Below are 18407 nucleotides of genomic sequence, written 5' to 3'. Positions count from 1 at the left end.
TTATATTTGATGTCAAAGGTATTATTAGAGGTTTTTAAGTTTGTTAACTTAATACTGTGGTTTAATTAATTTAGGGTTATTGAAATGTAAACAAGGTTAATAATTTATTAATAGAAGCCCTTTTTATGGTTAAAATGTTGTTTTAAAATTAATACTGGATTTGCTGTAATGGTTATTAAGTATTAATTAAAAAAAAATCAAGACGAGTTCATTCACATTACTTTTTGTTTTTGTGGATTTATCTAAACTCTTAACGTATTTTTTAGATTTCTAAAATTATAATAACTGTATATTTACACTTAAATTCCACTATTTATATGCCAACCGATTGTATTTCATTTAAAAAAACAGGCTATTTTTCGTCACTTATTTGTGATTATTTAGATGAGAAACCAGAATTGCAACCTTTTTATAACCGATTTCCAAAACTTGAGAATTTTAAAGCACAGATGGATGAAAAAGCATTGTCTTTTAAAATGCAGTCTAGAACCGTTTTGGTTAACAGTTTAAAAAGGCAATACCAAAACACGACAATTTCAGAAAGTACCGCATTACATATTGAAGCTTTACAACTAGAAAATACGTTCACAATAACAACGGGACATCAATTAAACTTGTTTACGGGACCGCTTTATTTTCTGTATAAAATAGTGTCGGCTATCAATCTTTCAAAGGAATTAAAACATACCTACCCAGCGTATAATTTTGTGCCTATTTATTGGATGGCAACCGAAGACCATGATTTTGAGGAAATAAATTATTTCAACTTTAAAGGAAAAAAAGTCCATTGGAATAAAGAAGCGGGTGGGGCAGTAGGTGAACTTTCTACCGATGGTTTAGAAGCTGTGCTGAATTTGTTTTCTTTGGAATTGGGAACGAGCAAGAATGCCGAATATTTAAAAACACTTTTTGAGGAAGCTTATGTAAAGCATCAAAATTTAGCCGATGCTACCCGTTTTTTAGCGAACGAATTGTTTAAAGACTACGGTTTGGTAATTATTGATGCCAATGATGCCGAGTTAAAAAAGCAGTTTAGTCCTTTTATGGAAGATGAATTACTAAATCAAACGTCTTTTAAAAGCGTATCCAAAACAAATGAACAAATAAACAAATTGCCAAATCAGCCCTACGGTATTCAAGTAAACCCACGTGAGATTAATTTGTTTTATCTAACTGAAAATTTAAGAGAGCGCATTGTTTTTGAAGAAGGTGTTTACAAAGTCATCAATACTGATATATCCTGGAGCAAGAGTGAGATAATAAAACAGCTCTATGAGGTGCCGGAACGGTTTTCACCCAACGTTATTATGCGTCCGTTATACCAAGAAGTTATTTTGCCAAACCTTTGTTACATTGGTGGTGGCGGTGAGTTGGCGTATTGGTTTCAATTGAAGCACTATTTTAATCAGGTTAATGTGCCGTTTCCTATATTGTTGTTACGCAATTCAGTATTGATTCAATCTGAAAGTCAGTATAAAAAGCTTCAAAATTTAAATATTTCAAACGACGCTATTTTTTTAAAGCGCGATGCGTTCATTAATAAAAAAGTAAGAGAGATTTCGAATATAGATATTGATTTTTCAGAACAGAAAACAGCTTTAAAGCAACAATTCGAAGCATTATATAAACTAGCTGAACAAACAGACAAATCGTTTTTAGGAGCTGTAAAAGCGCAAGAAGTTAAACAGTTAAAAGGCTTGGATGCTTTGGAAAAGCGGTTATTAAAAGCCCAAAAAAGAAAACTGTCTGACCAAGTGTTTAGAATGACCGAGATTAAAAACGAGTTATTCCCAAACGGAAGCCTACAGGAACGCAACGCCAATTTTTCGGAGTTTTATTTGGAATATGGCGACCAGTTCATACCGGAACTTATAGAAAATTTAGAACCTTTAAAGGGCGAATTTTTAATATTAAATCTTTAAAAAATGCATAAGGCGGATATTGAATTGGTTGAAATGTCTATGGATGTCATGAAATATGCTATCGATAGATTATCATCTAAAAAAATTAAAATCGGCAAGCCTAGAAAGGAAGAAGAGCTAAAAGCATTAGTTGGCGAAACCATTACGGAAAAAGGCATTGGTGGTGAGGTGGCTTTTAATCTTTGGAAAAAGCATTTAATGAAAGCCAATGTGTCCATTGACCATCCCAGGCATTTGGCATTTGTACCTGCATCCCCAACAAGAGCGGCTATTATGTTCGATTTGGTTACATCGGCTTCAAGTATTCATGGGGCGTATTGGATGGAAGGTGCCGGCGGTATTTTTTGTGAAAATGAAGCTATGAGATGGATCGTATCCTTAACAGGTTTACCAAAAGGAGCCTTTGGAGTTTTTACTAGTGGCGGTACCGCTGCAAATCTATCGGCTATGGTGACTGCTAGGGAGCATTGGAGAGAAAATGATGTTTATAAAGACGAAAAAGGACTGATAATAACGTCTATTGGGGCGCATTCATCCATAAAAGCGATGGCAAAAGTGATTGATGTGGATGTTTTTTTAGTTGATACTGAAGATAAATTATTAGGAACTGAATTGGAAAACGCCATTAATAGTTTAACAGCGCAACAACGAAAAAGATTGTTTGCAGTAGTGGGGACAGGCGGAACAACCAATGCCGGTATTATTGATGATTTGGATGGTATTGCGTCTATTTGTGAAAAAGAAAATCTTTGGTTTCATGTTGATGCGGCTTATGGAGGTGGTGCTTTGGCAGCAGATTCTGTACGGCATTTGTTTAATGGTATTGAAAAAGCAGATAGTATTACCATAGACCCTCATAAATGGATGTTTTCACCATACGATTGTGGTTCGGTTATTTATAAAAATCCAGAATTAGCTAAAAAGGCACATGCTCAAGAAGGCTCTTATTTGGATATTTTTAAAGATGAAGGTGCCGATGGTTTCAACCCATCAGATTACCAGATACAGTTAACACGTCGTGTTCGAGGTTTGCCTTTATGGTTTTCACTGGCAATGCATGGAACGAACAGATATAAACAGGCGGTGGAACGAGGCATTGAATTGGCACAAATAGCTGGTAGATTAATTGATGAAAGCCCACATGTTGAGTTGGTTAGAGAACCAAGTTTGTCATGTGTATTATATAGAAGAATTGGATGGACACCTGAGGATTATACACATTGGACCTATAAAAACCATAAAAAAGGATTTGCTTTGGTAACGCCAACAAAATGGAAACAAGGCAATGCCTATGAAACAGTTTCCCGTTTTTGTTTTATCAATCCAGATACCACAAAAAAAGACATTGAAAGGATTTTGGATTCCATGCAGTAGAGATTGAAGTGGTTAAAAATAACATTGGGCCATAGATATGAGCCGAAAACTGGCTAAAGTATGGCAGAAAAAGGCACATAAAAGAGCCAAAGGATAAAATTTAAACAGGCTCTTAAAATTTATTTAAAAAATTGGTTTGGTAATTCGTCAATCTAAAATCAATTATTACTTTTGCGCATGCAACATGATAAGGTACTTATTTTAGACTTCGGATCGCAATACACACAGCTTATTGCCCGTAGAGTTAGGGAACTCAACATTTATTCCGAAATACATCCATTCAACAAAATTCCAACAAACTTTCAAGAGTATAAAGCTGTTATACTTTCTGGTAGTCCTTATTCGGTAAGAGGTGAACAGGCTTTGCACCCCGATTTAACAAATATTAGAGGTGAGAAACCTTTACTAGCGGTTTGTTATGGTGCACAATATTTAGCACATTTTTCGGGAGGAGAAGTCGCGCCTTCCAATACGAGGGAATACGGTCGTGCAAAATTAGCTTTCATTAAAGACAACGAGGATTTCTTTAAAAATATTCATGTAGGAAGTCAGGTTTGGATGAGTCATAGTGATACGATTAAAGAACTACCAACCAACGGTGTTTTAATAGCAAGTACGCATGACGTTAGCAATGCTGCCTATAGAATTGAAGGCGAGGACACGTATGCCATTCAATTTCATCCAGAAGTTTATCACTCTACCGATGGTAAACAGTTATTGGAAAACTTTTTGGTGGGTATTGCAGGTCTTAATCAGGATTGGACCCCCGATTCTTTTGTTGAAGAAACCGTGGCAGCTATACAAGAAAAAGTAGGAAACGACAAGGTGGTTTTAGGTCTATCGGGAGGTGTAGATTCTACCGTAGCAGCGGTATTGTTGAATAAAGCCATTGGCAAAAATTTATATTGTATTTTCGTTAATAACGGATTGCTTCGTAAAAACGAATTCGAAAATGTTTTAAGTCAATATGAGGGTATGGGACTGAACGTTAAAGGGGTGGATGCCTCTCAACGTTTTTTAGATGCCCTAGCAGGAATCGAAGACCCTGAGAAAAAACGCAAAGCCATTGGGAATGCGTTTATTGAGGTTTTTGATGATGAAGCCCATAAATTAACCGATGTAAAATGGTTGGCACAAGGTACTATTTACCCAGATGTTATTGAAAGTGTTTCGGCAACTGGTGGCCCTTCAGCAACTATAAAAAGTCATCACAACGTAGGGGGGCTACCCGATTTTATGAAACTTAAAATCGTAGAGCCTTTACGTGCTATTTTTAAAGATGAGGTTAGACGTGTAGGAGCTACTTTAGGTATCGATCCTGAACTTTTAGGACGTCATCCATTTCCAGGTCCAGGATTGGGAATTCGTATTTTAGGCGATATTACTGCCGAAAAAGTACGTATTCTACAGGAAGTTGATGCTATTTTTATTAACGGATTAAAAGAATGGGGACTGTACGATAAAGTGTGGCAAGCGGGTGCTATGTTATTACCTGTGAATAGTGTAGGCGTTATGGGCGATGAGCGTACATACGAAAAATGTGTGGCACTTCGTGCGGTTGAAAGTACCGATGGCATGACTGCGGATTGGGTAAATTTACCGTATGAATTCCTTCAAAAAACATCAAATGATATTATAAATAAAGTAAAAGGTGTTAATAGAGTCGTTTACGATATTAGCTCGAAACCACCAGCAACTATTGAGTGGGAGTAAAATTTCGTTGAAATACAAGCTTCTAACATTTTGATAAAGTTGGCGTTACAATATTTATAACTTATATTTAGTGTGTTGAATATCTTATTTATATAAATTGAACGTATATAATTAAGTCGGAATTAAATGGCTGTTGGCTGTGCGCTTTATTTTTTGGCATGCTATATGTATATTGAAAAACACCATTTTGTTCCTAACGTAATTAAAAAAATAGATTTACATGATTAAATTCTTTTCCGTTTTATGTTTCGTATTCATCTTCGGCATAAATGCTGTAACAGCCCAAAACTTTAGTACGCATCAAGTTAAAAAAGGAGAGACTATTCACGGTATTGCAGCACGTTATGGCGTGACGATTTCCGATATTTATGCCTTTAATCCGGATGCTAAAAAAGAATTAAAAGCCAATACGGTCTTAATAATTCCTATTTCTAAAGCAAAAATGACGCCAGTTGCTACTACAAAAGAATTACAAGGGTTTAAAGTACATAGAACCAGTAAGAAAGAAACCTTATATAGTATAGCGAAGCGCTACGATATTACTGAAGATGAGATAAAAAAGCACAACACTTTTTTATATGCCAATACTTTGCAAAAGGGCGATAAGCTTCAAATACCTGTTTTTAAAATAACTAAAGAAGCACCTAAAGCCACCACTAAACCATATTTGGTGAAAGCTAAAGAAGGGAAGTGGCGCATAGCCTATAAATTTGGTATTACAGTACAAGAACTTGAAGATCTAAACCCGGGCATGGGCGAAACACTACAGGAAGGACAACAAATTTATGTGCCTAATATGGATGGCGACGTTGTTAAAGAAGTTGATGAAAAATACAGTTATTACAATGTATTGCCAAAAGAAGGATTTTACCGTTTAAAACTTAAATTAGGGTTAGACCAAGAAACATTGGAAACTTTAAACCCTGAGTTGAAAAGCACTGGTTTAAAGGAAGGCATGGTTTTGAAAATACCGTATTCGAATAAAATGACCGATAGTAGTGAAACAGCCACTGAAAAAACACATTTAGAAAGCAGAATCACCAATTTCGATACCAAACACATTGCGGTTATGTTGCCTTTTAGATTAAATCGTGTCGATTTCGATTCTATTTCAGATATAAAAGGCAGTATAAAAAAGGATCCTTATTTAGATGCCTCTCTCGATTTTTATACCGGTGTTTTGTCTGCATTAGATTCCTTAAAATCATTAGGCATATCACTTAAAGTAGATGTTTACGATACCAAATATCAAGTAAGTGAAGTGTTAAGAATAATTAATGAAAACAATTTTAAAGATGTTGATGCGGTTATCGGACCGTTAACATCTGAAACCTTCGATAAAGCCGCATCCGAATTACGCGCTTATAATGTACCTGTAGTGTCACCAATAGGCACTAATTTAACATTATATGACAACGTGTTTCAATCACGACCATCAGACGACTTGTTAAAAGACAGAATTGTAAATTTTGTAAAAGCAGATTCGTTGGTAAAAAACATTGTTATTGTTTCAGACACAAAAAATGAATCGGTAGCCAACAGTATTAAAAGCGAATTTAATTATGCGAAATTGATCTACTCCCGAAAAAATAAACAAGGTAAGGATGAAAATTTCCTGTATGTAGAAGATATAAGAAGCACCTTGAAACCAGGAAGAAATATCGTGTTTTTAGAAACACAGAGCGAAGGTTTTGCTTCGAATGTTACCAGTATTTTGGGATCTTTAACGCAACGAACAGAAGGAAATCCCAATGCTATCGAAATCGTATTGGTAACAACCAATTTTAATGCCGCTTTTGAAGGTGATCAAGTATCTAACGAGCACTTGTCTAAACTTCAGTTTCATTTTGCAACAGCTTCAAAATCATATAGCGATACAGAAAACAATTCGTTTGTTAAACGCTATACACAAACCTATGGCATAACACCAAGTAAGCGTGCCGTTAAAGGTTTCGATTTGACCATGGATGTTGTGTTGCGTTTAGCAACTGCTGAAGATTTGTATCTATCTGCAAATAGCGCCCCTCTTACAGAGTATGTTGAAAATAAATTTGCTTATAAAAAGAAATTGTTGGGAGGTTATTATAACGATGCTACCTATATTGTAAAGTACAAAGATTTGGAAATTGTTGAAGTAAAATAAGGGCAAGTGCTACCAGACAAACAATTCTTAATAGACTTAGCACACACCAAAATGCCATTTGGCAAGTACAAAGACCGTTATTTAATAGACTTACCCGAATATTATGTGGTTTGGTATAACCAAAAAGGCTTCCCCAAAGGAAAATTGGGCGATATGCTTAAACAAGTGTACGAGCTAAAATTAAACGGCTTGGAAGCGTTGATACGGAATATCAAGAGGCAGTATCCTAAGTAGTTTTTTGGAATTCTCGTTTAACATTTGGTGGGTGCTGTTATAGCCAATGCTTTATTGGTATTTTTTCTTTCTATAGCTTTTTTATCAAATCTATTAGTTTGTCTTTAGTAATAGGTTTAATGACATAATCGGAAACCTCGTTAATTGCTTTTGCTCGTGTAATGTCGTCATGGGAAATAGATGAAGAGCAAATGTAAATGGTGATATTTTTTCCTATTGTAGGATTGAGTTTTGTGTATTCTTCAAGAAACTGCCAACCATTCATGATGGGCATACTAAGATCTAAAAGGATAATCTCGGGTAAAGCATCAACATTGTGTTTGTTTTCTTTTAAAAAATTTAAAGCATCTAAACCATTTTTGAAAACCTTTATTAGTTCAACAAGTTTAGTTTGTTCAATCGCTTTTTTTGTTAAGAAAACGAAAATGTCATCGTCATCAATGAGTGTAAGGGTTCTTATTGGATTCATATATTTTGGTTTTGAAATTCTATTAAAAAAGTACTGCCTGTGCCAGGTTGGCTCTCAGCCCAAATTTTTCCATTCATTGCTTCAACTTGGGTTTTTGTCATAAACAAACCAAATCCTTTTGCATCAGGATGTTTGTGAAATGTTTTACGAATTTTAAATATTTGATCTTTATGTAATACTAAATCGATCCCTAATCCGTTGTCTGCTACCGATAATATGACGGCATCATTTGCTTCTTTTTTAGTTTTTATTGTAATTATGGGCTGTCTGTTTGGGTGTCTATACTTAAGCGCATTACTTATTAAATTAGACAAAATACTTTCCATATATTTTTGAGGAAAATAGATTGTAGAAGCTTGGTTTAAGTTGATTTGAATATCTGCATCATATTCTTGAATTTGAGTTTCAAAACCTTTTAGAACCTTCTTTATACAATCTTTCAAAATTATTTTATCCGCTTTAATTTCAGTGTCTTGTTTCACTTGGATCGATTCTACCAATTCATTAAAAACATCCATTAAATGGTTCACAACAGGTTTTATTTTTACAAGTATTTCCTTACGCTCCATCTCATCTTGGCTTTGTTCAAGATAATCAACCAACATAGATATATTTATCAATGGTGCTCTTAAATTATGGGAAACAATATTGCAGAAATCAATAAGTTGTGTGTTTTTTAATTCCAAAATATGGGCGTGTTCAATAGCTTTTGCGTTATTTTTCTTGATTTGTTCTTCTCCCTCTTTTCGTTCGGTAATATCAGACCTAATAGCAACATACTGGTAAGGTTTGCCCACCTGATTTAAAAAGGGCACAATCGTTGTATCTACCCAATAAGTAGAGCCGTCTTTCGCTCTATTCTTCAGTTCTCCTTTCCATACGTTGCCATTTGCAATAGTTGTCCAAAGTTCCTTTATGAATTCTTTTGGGTGATACCCAGAGTTTATAATGCGATGGTCTTGTCCAATGAGTTCTTTGTTGGAATATTTTGATATTTTGCAAAAGTTGTCATTTACGTGCGTAATGATTCCTTTTTGGTCGGTAATGGCAACGATAGCCGATTCGTCAAGTGCATATTTATAATCAGAAATCTCTTTTAATATCTTTTTAAGTTCCTCTTCGCCTTTTTTTCTATCCGTTATATCTGAACGAATAGCAACATACTGGTAAGGTTTGTTATCCGCATTTAAAAAAGGGACAATCGTGGTGTCAACCCAATAAATAGTTCCATCTTTTGCCTTGTTTTTCAGTTCACCTTTCCATACGTTGCCATTGGCAATAGTTGTCCAAAGGTTTTTAATAAATTCCTTTGAATGGTAGCCAGAATTTATAATTCGATGATCTTGCCCAATTAGCTCTTCAGCCGTATATTTTGATATGTTACAGAAATTCTCATTTACATAGTTGATGATTCCTTTTTGGTCGGTAATGGCAATAATTGATGATTCATCGAGAGCATACTTGTAATCTGTTATTTTCTCCATAATCATATAAAACTTAGTGTGGATTAATTAATTTACGAAAAGGCAAAATTGTTTGAGGTATTACTTTTGTCTTTAAGCTTTAGGGGGAATGTGTTACAACTTTTATGATAGGGGTCAGTTTTTATTGACCATAATCAGCTGTTATTACGAAGTTAGTTGATTTTTTTTACAAAGACAAATTTTAAATCAAAAAATAATTTTCTTACTAAAATTGTTGTTAATAAACGTCCATTAAATAACTAAAAACTTATTCGGTAATAACTATTTTAATTTTGTAAATTTGCCTGCGTTTATAAGCGCAACATGACAACTACAGCAAAATACATTTTTGTAACCGGAGGGGTTACATCATCATTAGGAAAGGGCATTATAGCAGCATCACTTGCTAAGCTATTACAGGCACAGGGTTACAGAGTAACCATTCAAAAATTAGATCCATACATAAACGTTGATCCAGGGACATTAAACCCATACGAACACGGTGAATGCTATGTTACCGAAGATGGCGCTGAAACCGATTTAGATTTAGGTCATTATGAGCGTTTTTTAAACGTGCCAACCAGTCAAGCAAACAATGTTACTACGGGGCGCATTTACCAAAGTGTGATACAAAAAGAGCGTCGTGGCGAGTTTTTAGGTAAAACAGTACAAGTGGTACCTCATATAACCGACGAAATTAAAGAGCGTATCCAGCTTTTAGGTAAATCGGGCGATTACGATATTATTATCACCGAAATAGGAGGTACGGTTGGCGATATTGAATCATTGCCATATATAGAAGCAGTGCGTCAATTACGTTGGGATTTGGGTGAAGCAAATGGTATTGTAATCCACTTAACCTTGGTGCCTTATTTAGCTGCTGCAGGTGAGTTAAAAACCAAACCGACACAGCACAGCGTTAAAACGTTGATGGAAAGTGGTGTGCAAGCCGATATTTTGGTTTGTAGAACGGAACATGATTTACCATACGATTTACGTAGAAAATTAGCTTTATTTTGTAACGTTAGGGAAGAGGCGGTTATCCAATCTATCGATGCTTCTACCATTTATGATGTGCCAAATTTAATGTTGGAAGAAGGCTTGGATAAGGTGGTACTTAAAAAATTAGGCTTAGGAAGTTCTACTCCCGATATCACCAAATGGAACCAATTTTTAACACGCCATAAAAATCCTAAAACCGAAATCACTATTGGCTTAATTGGAAAGTATGTTGAATTACAGGATTCATACAAGTCTATTTTAGAGGCTTTCATTCATGCAGGTGCAGAAAACGAAGTAAAAGTTAATATTGAGTCTGTTCATTCCGAATATTTAAACGAAGATAATATTAAACTTAAACTAGCTCATTTAGATGGGGTTTTAGTGGCGCCAGGTTTTGGAGAACGTGGTATTGAAGGTAAAATTGACGCGGTTCGATTTGTGCGTGAAAATAATGTACCCTTTTTTGGTATTTGTTTAGGCATGCAAATGGCCGTTATAGAATTTGCCAGAAATGTGTTAGGTATTAAAGATGCCGATTCTACCGAAATGAGTCCCGATACCAGCAACCCCGTTATCGCTTTAATGGAAGACCAAAAAACGATTACCGATAAAGGGGGGACCATGCGTTTAGGTGCTTGGGATTGTGAATTGAAAATGGGCAGTGCGGTACGTGATATTTATAAAGCCGAAAATATTAAAGAACGTCACAGACACCGTTACGAATTTAATGGTAAATATAAGGAACAAATGGAAGCTGCAGGTTTGATAGCGACTGGCTTGAACCCTGAAACAGGATTGGTGGAAATTGTTGAATTACCAAGTCACCCGTGGTTTGTTGGTGTGCAGTACCATCCTGAATATAAGAGTACAGTTGCCAACCCACACCCTTTATTTGTGGCATTTGTTAAAGCAGCTTTAAATTATAAAAAGAAAAAGTCAAGTGTCAGAATGGCACAAAATTAATTTTGGATAGTTTATTGATATAGGGCAGTGCGTTTTATATACAACGCCAGTCTTTTTTACTAGATACATAGAGAATACATGGAAGAAAAAAAATTAGATATTAATTCGATTATAGGTTTTTTGCTTATTTTCGGAATATTAATGTACATGCTTTGGCAAAATCAACCAACGCCAGAAGAACTTGAAGCTCAAGAAAAAGCAAAACAAGAACAGGTTGAAGCCGAAAACAAAGCTAAAACACAGCAAGAAACCAAAGTAACCACCGCTGAAGATTATACAGTTGGTACGACCGATTCTCTTCAATTAGTAAAATTAAAAAGCAAATTAGGGGCATTTGCTTATTCTGCTGCAACTGCATCAAAAGAAGAAACTGTCGTAGAAAGTGATTTGTTAGCTTTAAAATTCAACAATAAAGGCGGCTATCTTTCTGAAGTAAAACTTAAAAAACATACCGATTTTAGGGACAGCCCAATCTATATAATTAAAGATAATAACGCATCTTTTAATATAAATTTCGGAACTACAGACAGTAGAATTCTAAACACCAAAGATTTATATTTTCAGCCTACCGTAACTAAAAACGGTAATACTACCGTAATTTCCATGAAATTAAAAGTGTCTGAAGCTAAGTTTTTGGAATACCGATACGAGCTAAAGGAAGGTGATTATATGATGGATTTTACCATTCGTTCGCAAGGGTTAAGTGATGTTATAAACAGCTCGCAACCTATTAATTTAGATTGGAAGTTAAAAACCTACCGCCATGCTAAAAGTATTTCTTATGAAAACAGATATACCGAGGTGGTGTTTGAATATGAAGATGGTAAAGACGATTATTTAGGGCAAGGTGACCTATCTGAAGATACGGCAGAAGACATAACCTATGTAGCCTTCAAGCAACACTTTTTTACATCCATTCTATTGACAGATACCTCATTTAAAACAGGAACTTTCGAGTCTAGAAATCTTGTTCAAAATGAAGATGTGGATACTATATATAATAAAGCATTTTCGGTAAAACTTCCTTTAGAACTTACTGGTGGAGAAATTAACAAATCTATGGACTGGTATTATGGTCCAAGTGATTTTAAAATTTTAAATAAATACGATAGAAATTTAGATGAGATTGTACCTTTAGGTTGGGGTATTTTTGGTTGGATAAACAAATATCTTTTCATTCCACTTTTTGCATTTTTAGGAGACTTCATGCCTTATGGAATTGCTATTATCGTAATGACCATTTTAATCAAATTATTATTGTCGTTCGTTCAATACAAACAATTTTTGTCGCAAGCGAAAATGAAGATTCTAAAACCGGAATTAGATGCGATTCGCGCAAAGCATAAAGACAATAAAATGAAAGCGCAACAAGAAACATTGGCGCTTCAAACTAAAGCAGGTGCAAGCCCAATGGCAGGATGTTTACCAGCATTGGTGCAGTTACCGGTATTTTATGCACTATTTCAATTTTTCCCATCGGCATTCGATTTACGTCAAAAAAGTTTCCTTTGGGTGGAAGATTTGTCGTCTTACGATACCATTGCAGAATTACCTTTTAAAATCCCATTTTATGGCGATCATGTTAGTTTATTCCCCATATTGGCTTCCATTGCTATTTTCTTTTATATGCGTTTAACTACGGGCGACCAAATGGCGTCGCAACCAACGCAAGAAGGGATGCCGGATATGGCAAAAATGATGAAGTATATGATGTACTTCTCGCCAATTATGATGTTATTTTTCTTTAATAATTACGCATCTGGGTTAAGTTTGTATTATTTCATTTCAAACGTAATTAGTATAGGTATCATTTTGGTAATTAAAAATTATATTCTTGATGAAGATAAAATTCATGCCCAAATCCAAGAGAATAAAAAGAAACCTAAAAAGGAAAGTCGTTTCCAACAAAAAATGAAGGAAATGATGGAGCAGGCAGAAAAGCAAAAACAAGTGCAACAAAAACGCAAAAAGTAATACCATTTAACAAAAAAGCTGCCAATTAAGGCAGCTTTTTTGTTGAACTCATTTAAACTTTTTTGATTGAAGTGAAAATTAGTCGTTTTTTGTCCAATCGAAGTTTTTTTTGAATTACATAGCAGGGCTATGGAAGGAAAAAAAGACATAGAGTGGGTGTAAAAGGGCAATTTTTTAGCCAATTGAAAAAAGTTTAAAGGAGTTCTATATATACAATTTGATACAAATAGTTTCGTTTAAAGATTATTCAGAAATAAAAAGAATTCATTTTGAAGTTTGTTCTATGAAATCGTCATAACCATAGTGCTTGTTTGCAAAAACCGATGAAAATTGAGCGATTACATATAACCTTTAAAAGACAATAAATACTTGTATATGAAAACAGTTTTTACAACCTTATTTATATTTATTAGTTTGCTTCTTACGGCACAAGAAATCAATCAATTTGATGCTAACGGCAAACATCATGGTATTTGGAAAAAGAATTTTGATGGCACCAATATACTTAGGTATGAAGGTGCGTTTTTACATGGTAAAGAAGTAGGCACCTTTAAGTTTTATAAAAACATCAAGAAAAAAGCGGTACTAACAGCTACCAAAGAATTTAATGAAACTGATAATAAAGCTTATGTGAAATTTTTTGCTTCAACTGGAAAAGTGATTAGTGAAGGACACATGGATGGCAAAAAGTATATAGGTGAGTGGAAATATTATCAAAAAACAAATAACAAGCTGTTAACCTTAGAACATTACAATGATTTTGGGAATTTAAAAGGTGAACGTATGGTGTATTATCCCAATGGACAAATAGCAGAAAAAAAAACTTATAAAAATGGGAAGCTAGATGGTATCTCTGTAGTGTATTCGGATACAAATGTACTACTAAGTGAACTAATATACGTTAATGGCGAATTACATGGGTATGCAAAATATTATTCACCTAAAGCCGAATTAGTGGCAGAAGGCTTGTATAAAAATGATAAGAAGGTTGGTGTTTGGAAGTATTATGAAGATGGAAAATTAACCGAAGAGAAAAATTTTAGTGATGTGCCTAAGTATCCAATTTTGATTAATGATTAACGATTAACGATTTTTGATTTACGATTAAACGATTAACCACATAACCTCATAACCATATAACCTCATAACCATATAACCATATAACCTCATAACCTCATAACCATATAACCATATAACCATATAACCATATAACCTTTAGTAGTATATAATTTATATCTTTGCAGAATAATTTTTTAATAAATGAAACATCCATGCTAAAAATATTTTTAACACACAGGAGCATGATTATGGATGTAACATCTGACCGATAAAATAACAATAAATATAAACAGATGAAACGGGTAATTATAGGGCTTTCAGGTGGTGTAGATTCTAGCGTAGCAGCTTATTTGTTAAAGCAGCAAGGCTATGAAGTGATTGGTTTGTTTATGAAAAACTGGCATGATGATTCGGTGACTATTTCTAACGAATGCCCTTGGTTGGATGATAGTAATGATGCGATGTTGGTTGCCGAAAAATTGGGTATTCCTTTTCAAACAGTCGATTTAAGTGAACAATATAAAGAACGTATTGTCGATTATATGTTTCATGAGTACGAAAAGGGAAGAACACCAAACCCAGATGTGCTTTGTAATAGGGAAATAAAGTTTGATGTTTTTATGAATATTGCCTTAGAACTTGGTGCCGATTATGTTGCTACAGGGCATTACTGTAGAAAAGGTATTATTGAAAAAGATGGTAAAGAAATTTATCAATTATTGACTGGGGTAGATGATAATAAAGACCAATCATACTTTTTATGCCAGTTATCACAAGAACAATTATCAAAATCCTTATTTCCCATTGGCGAATTAACGAAGCCTCAGGTGAGGGAAATAGCTATGGAACTCGATTTGGTAACTGCTGAAAAGAAGGATTCACAAGGACTTTGTTTTATTGGTAAAGTAAAGTTGCCCGATTTTCTTCAGCAGCAATTAAAGCCTAAAGAAGGTATTATTGTTGAAATTCCCAAAGAGCAATCTGTATTTAGCGAAGTTGAACCAGAATTCGATTCGGAAGAAGAAAAATTAAAATACCTGTCACGAAAAATAGATTATAGAGTCGATCAAGGTAAAGTAGTCGGTAAGCACCAAGGGGCACATTATTTTACAAAAGGCCAACGTAAAGGCTTGGCTGTTGGAGGTACTTTAGAGCCTCTATTTGTAATTGATACAAATGTAGAAGACAATGTTATTTATACTGGTCAAGGTAAAGAACACCCAGGGTTGCTGAAAAAGGCACTATTTGTTACCAATGAAGAATTACATTGGATACGTGAGGATTTGGCTTTGCAAGTAGACGAAACCATGCACGTGCAAGCAAGAATCCGATATAGACAACCCCTACAAAAAGCCGTTTTGCATAAAGTTGACAGTGGTATGTATGTTGAATTTGAAGCTTTTCAGTCGGCAATAACCGAAGGACAATTTGTAGCATGGTATTTAAAAGATGAGTTAGTAGGTTCGGGAGTTATTTCATAACTTGCTGTAAATTAAATATTATATTTACAATGAAAAAAAATCTGCTTTTTTTAATGCTGCTGTGCGTTCCATTTATTCTTTTAGCGCAGCAAGATGCTTGGGTGTATTTAAAGGACAAGCAAGATGTAGCAAATTCAGTTGCAAACCCCACAACTATTTTGACCCAAAAAGCCATTGATAGAAAAAATAGGCACCATATTGTTATTGATGCCCGCGACGTCCCAGTAAACGAAACATACATTTCACAACTTAAAGGAGCTACTGGTATTACGGTTATGGCAAAATCTAAATGGTTTAATGCGGTTCATGTGAGAGGTAGCGAAATCGACATTAATAATTTGCTAATCAGTTTTTCTTTTATAGACCATATTGAATTTGCCGACAAAAGTTTGAATGCTTCAAAAAAAGTTAAGCAAAAACAACAATCAAAATTCACGGAAACGTTAACCACTTTTAATTATGGTTCTGCTGGCAATCAAATTCAAATGATTAAAGGAGACCAATTGCATTTGGCAAATTATACAGGCACAGGAATGACGATAGCTGTTTTGGATGGAGGCTTCAAAAATGTAAATACAATGCTTGCTTTTCAACGATTACGTGATGCGGGAAATATTTTAGGCGATTACGATTTTGTAAATAGAGATGATGATATTTATACCAATGCAACTGGTAATCATGGAACATGGGTATTAAGCACTATGGCGGGTTATTTACAAGATCAGTATGTAGGTATAGCTCCAGACGCATCTTATTATTTATTTACTACTGAAGATGGTCCTAATGAAAATCCTGTTGAAGAAAGTTATTGGGTGGAAGCTGCAGAACGTGCCGATAGTTTAGGAGTAGATGTAATAAATTCATCATTAGGATATACTACCTACGATAATCCGAATTACAGTTACACAACTGCGGATATGGATGGCAATACCGCTTTTATTACAAAAGGAGCTAATATTGCTTTTGAAAAAGGAATGCTGGTTGTAAATTCTGCAGGAAACTCTGGGAATGATAGTTGGCAAATCGTTGGTGCTCCTGCAGACTCCCCAAATGTACTAACGGTGGGAGCTGTAAATGCTTCAGGTGATTATGTGTCGACTAGTTCGGTAGGAAGCGCAATTCAACCAAGTCAAAAACCAGATGTTGTAGCACAAGGACAAGCGAGTGCTATTATTACAGAAAATGATGTTATTTCAACCAGTAGTGGCACATCTTTTAGTTCGCCAATTATGGCAGGAGGCATCGTCTGTTTATGGCAAGCTTTGCCGGATAAAACAAATGCCGAAATTATGCAGTTGGTTCGAGAATCAGCTTCACAATACAATACACCCGATTATCTTTTAGGCTATGGTATTCCTGACTTGCAATTAGCATTAAGTTCAGCACTATCTGTTGATGAAAATTTTAGAGATAATAGTATAAATGTTTTTCCAAATCCAGTAAAAGACGTTGTTTATTTTAAACTAGCTTCAAATGAAGATTTTGTTGATGTAAATATTTTCAATATGCTAGGGAAACATCTTTCCCATGCATTCATTACCCCTACTAATAATCAAATGGATGTGTCATCATTATCAAGTGGGATATATCTTATCAAACTGGAATCTGTAAATACATCTAAAACCATTAAAGTAATTAAGCATTAAATGGCCAATAGAATCACGCAATTATTTCAAATAAAACACCCCATAATTCAAGCGGGTATGGTTTGGAATAGTGGTTGGCGATTGGCGTCTGCGGCAAGTAATTCGGGTATTTTGGGACTTATAGGAGCAGGTTCTATGTATCCTGAAGTTTTAAGGGAACACATTCAAAAATGTAAAAAAGCAACCAATAAACCTTTTGGGGTCAATGTGCCTATGTTGTATCCAGATATTCAAGAGGTCATGAATATTATAGTGGAAGAAGGTGTGAAAATTGTATTTACCTCTGCTGGGAATCCTAAAACATGGACTACTTGGTTAAAAGAACGCGGCATAACAGTCGTACATGTGGTCAGCAGTGTAAAGTTTGCATTAAAAGCACAAGAGGCAGGTGTAGATGCTGTCGTAGCCGAAGGTTTTGAAGCAGGTGGACATAATGGAAGAGATGAAACCACAACCCTAACATTAATTCCAATGGTTAAGGAACAACTTCAAATCCCATTAATAGCGGCAGGTGGTATTGCCACAGGTCGTGCTATGTTAGCAGTAATGGTATTAGGAGCCGATGGAGTACAGGTTGGAAGCCGGTTTGTTGCTAGTACGGAAAGTTCGGCACATAGCGCTTTTAAACAGCTTGTAGTAAATGCTAAAGAAGGCGATACCCAATTAACATTAAAAGAATTAGCACCAGTACGCTTAATAAAAAACAAATTTTATAGCGATATACAAGAACTTTACAAAAAAGCACCAACTATTGAGGAGCTTAAAACATTGCTAGGTAGGGCACGTGCCAAAAAGGGCATGTTTGAAGGCGATTTAGAAGAAGGAGAACTTGAAATAGGCCAAATTTCCGGGTTAATACATGATATAAAACCTGTCGCTCAAATAGTTGAAGATATACTACATGAATTTAATTTAGCTAAAGAGCAAGTTGCTTATTTATAGAATAAGAAAAAAAGGGAAAAAT

At 34.9% G+C, this 18407-nt stretch carries 13 protein-coding genes; 11 read left to right on the top strand and 2 right to left on the bottom strand.

What is annotated here, in order from left to right:
- Positions 1-317 precede the first annotated feature (317 nt).
- The 5 genes from bshC (at position 318) to CJ739_RS19765 (ending at position 7386) form a co-directional block, all read left to right on the top strand.
- Positions 318-1922 carry a bacillithiol biosynthesis cysteine-adding enzyme BshC gene (gene bshC, locus CJ739_RS19785; protein WP_117178495.1) on the top strand — a complete coding sequence of 535 codons (1605 nt, stop codon included), beginning with the start codon at positions 318-320 and terminating at the stop codon, positions 1920-1922.
- Positions 1923-1925: 3 nt separating this feature from the next.
- On the top strand, positions 1926-3296 hold the full coding sequence (locus tag CJ739_RS19780; RefSeq protein ID WP_117178493.1) for a pyridoxal phosphate-dependent decarboxylase family protein: 1371 nt from the start codon (positions 1926-1928) through the stop codon (positions 3294-3296).
- 177 nt (positions 3297-3473) lie between these two features.
- Positions 3474-5009, top strand: a complete 1536-nt coding sequence (gene guaA / locus CJ739_RS19775; protein WP_117178491.1) for a glutamine-hydrolyzing GMP synthase — start codon at positions 3474-3476, stop codon at positions 5007-5009.
- A gap of 220 nt (positions 5010-5229) precedes the next feature.
- The gene (locus CJ739_RS19770) at positions 5230-7152 is read left to right on the top strand and encodes an amino acid ABC transporter substrate-binding protein (RefSeq protein WP_117178489.1); all 1923 of its coding nucleotides are present in this window, start codon (positions 5230-5232) and stop codon (positions 7150-7152) included.
- A gap of 6 nt (positions 7153-7158) precedes the next feature.
- Positions 7159-7386: a DUF3820 family protein gene (locus CJ739_RS19765; RefSeq protein WP_117178487.1), complete on the top strand. Its 228-nt coding sequence runs from the start codon at positions 7159-7161 to the stop codon at positions 7384-7386.
- Between the two features lie 70 nt (positions 7387-7456).
- Here CJ739_RS19765 and CJ739_RS19760 read toward each other — a convergent pair whose 3' ends face one another.
- Positions 7457-7855, bottom strand: a complete 399-nt coding sequence (locus CJ739_RS19760; protein ID WP_117178485.1) for a response regulator — start codon at positions 7853-7855, stop codon at positions 7457-7459.
- The gene (locus CJ739_RS19755; RefSeq protein ID WP_205419382.1) at positions 7852-9339 is read right to left on the bottom strand and encodes a PAS domain-containing sensor histidine kinase; all 1488 of its coding nucleotides are present in this window, start codon (positions 9337-9339) and stop codon (positions 7852-7854) included. The genes CJ739_RS19760 and CJ739_RS19755 overlap by 4 nt, the downstream gene beginning before the upstream one ends.
- Positions 9340-9642: 303 nt before the next feature.
- On the opposite strand from CJ739_RS19755, the gene pyrG reads away from it, so the two are divergent.
- From pyrG to CJ739_RS19725, 6 genes are all read left to right on the top strand, one after another.
- Positions 9643-11283, top strand: coding sequence for a CTP synthase (pyrG, locus tag CJ739_RS19750; protein WP_117178481.1), 1641 nt, complete (start codon positions 9643-9645; stop codon positions 11281-11283).
- A gap of 78 nt (positions 11284-11361) precedes the next feature.
- Positions 11362-13257 carry a membrane protein insertase YidC gene (gene yidC / locus CJ739_RS19745; protein ID WP_117178479.1) on the top strand — a complete coding sequence of 632 codons (1896 nt, stop codon included), beginning with the start codon at positions 11362-11364 and terminating at the stop codon, positions 13255-13257.
- Between the two features lie 375 nt (positions 13258-13632).
- Entirely contained in the window at positions 13633-14337 is a 705-nt protein-coding gene (locus CJ739_RS19740; RefSeq protein WP_117178477.1) for a toxin-antitoxin system YwqK family antitoxin, read from the top strand.
- 272 nt (positions 14338-14609) lie between these two features.
- Positions 14610-15797, top strand: coding sequence for a tRNA 2-thiouridine(34) synthase MnmA (gene mnmA, locus CJ739_RS19735; RefSeq protein WP_117178475.1), 1188 nt, complete (start codon positions 14610-14612; stop codon positions 15795-15797).
- Between the two features lie 29 nt (positions 15798-15826).
- Entirely contained in the window at positions 15827-17443 is a 1617-nt protein-coding gene (locus CJ739_RS19730; protein ID WP_117178473.1) for a S8 family serine peptidase, read from the top strand.
- Complete coding sequence (locus CJ739_RS19725) at positions 17444-18385, top strand: NAD(P)H-dependent flavin oxidoreductase (protein WP_117178471.1); 942 nt, start codon at positions 17444-17446, stop codon at positions 18383-18385.
- The last annotated feature ends 22 nt before the right edge of the window (positions 18386-18407 follow it).

Source organism: Mariniflexile sp. TRM1-10, from assembly GCF_003425985.1.
Classification (GTDB): Bacteria; Bacteroidota; Bacteroidia; order Flavobacteriales; family Flavobacteriaceae; genus Mariniflexile.
The sequence above is the reverse complement of the archived record's forward strand: the minus strand, read 5'-3'. Positions and strand labels throughout refer to the sequence as shown.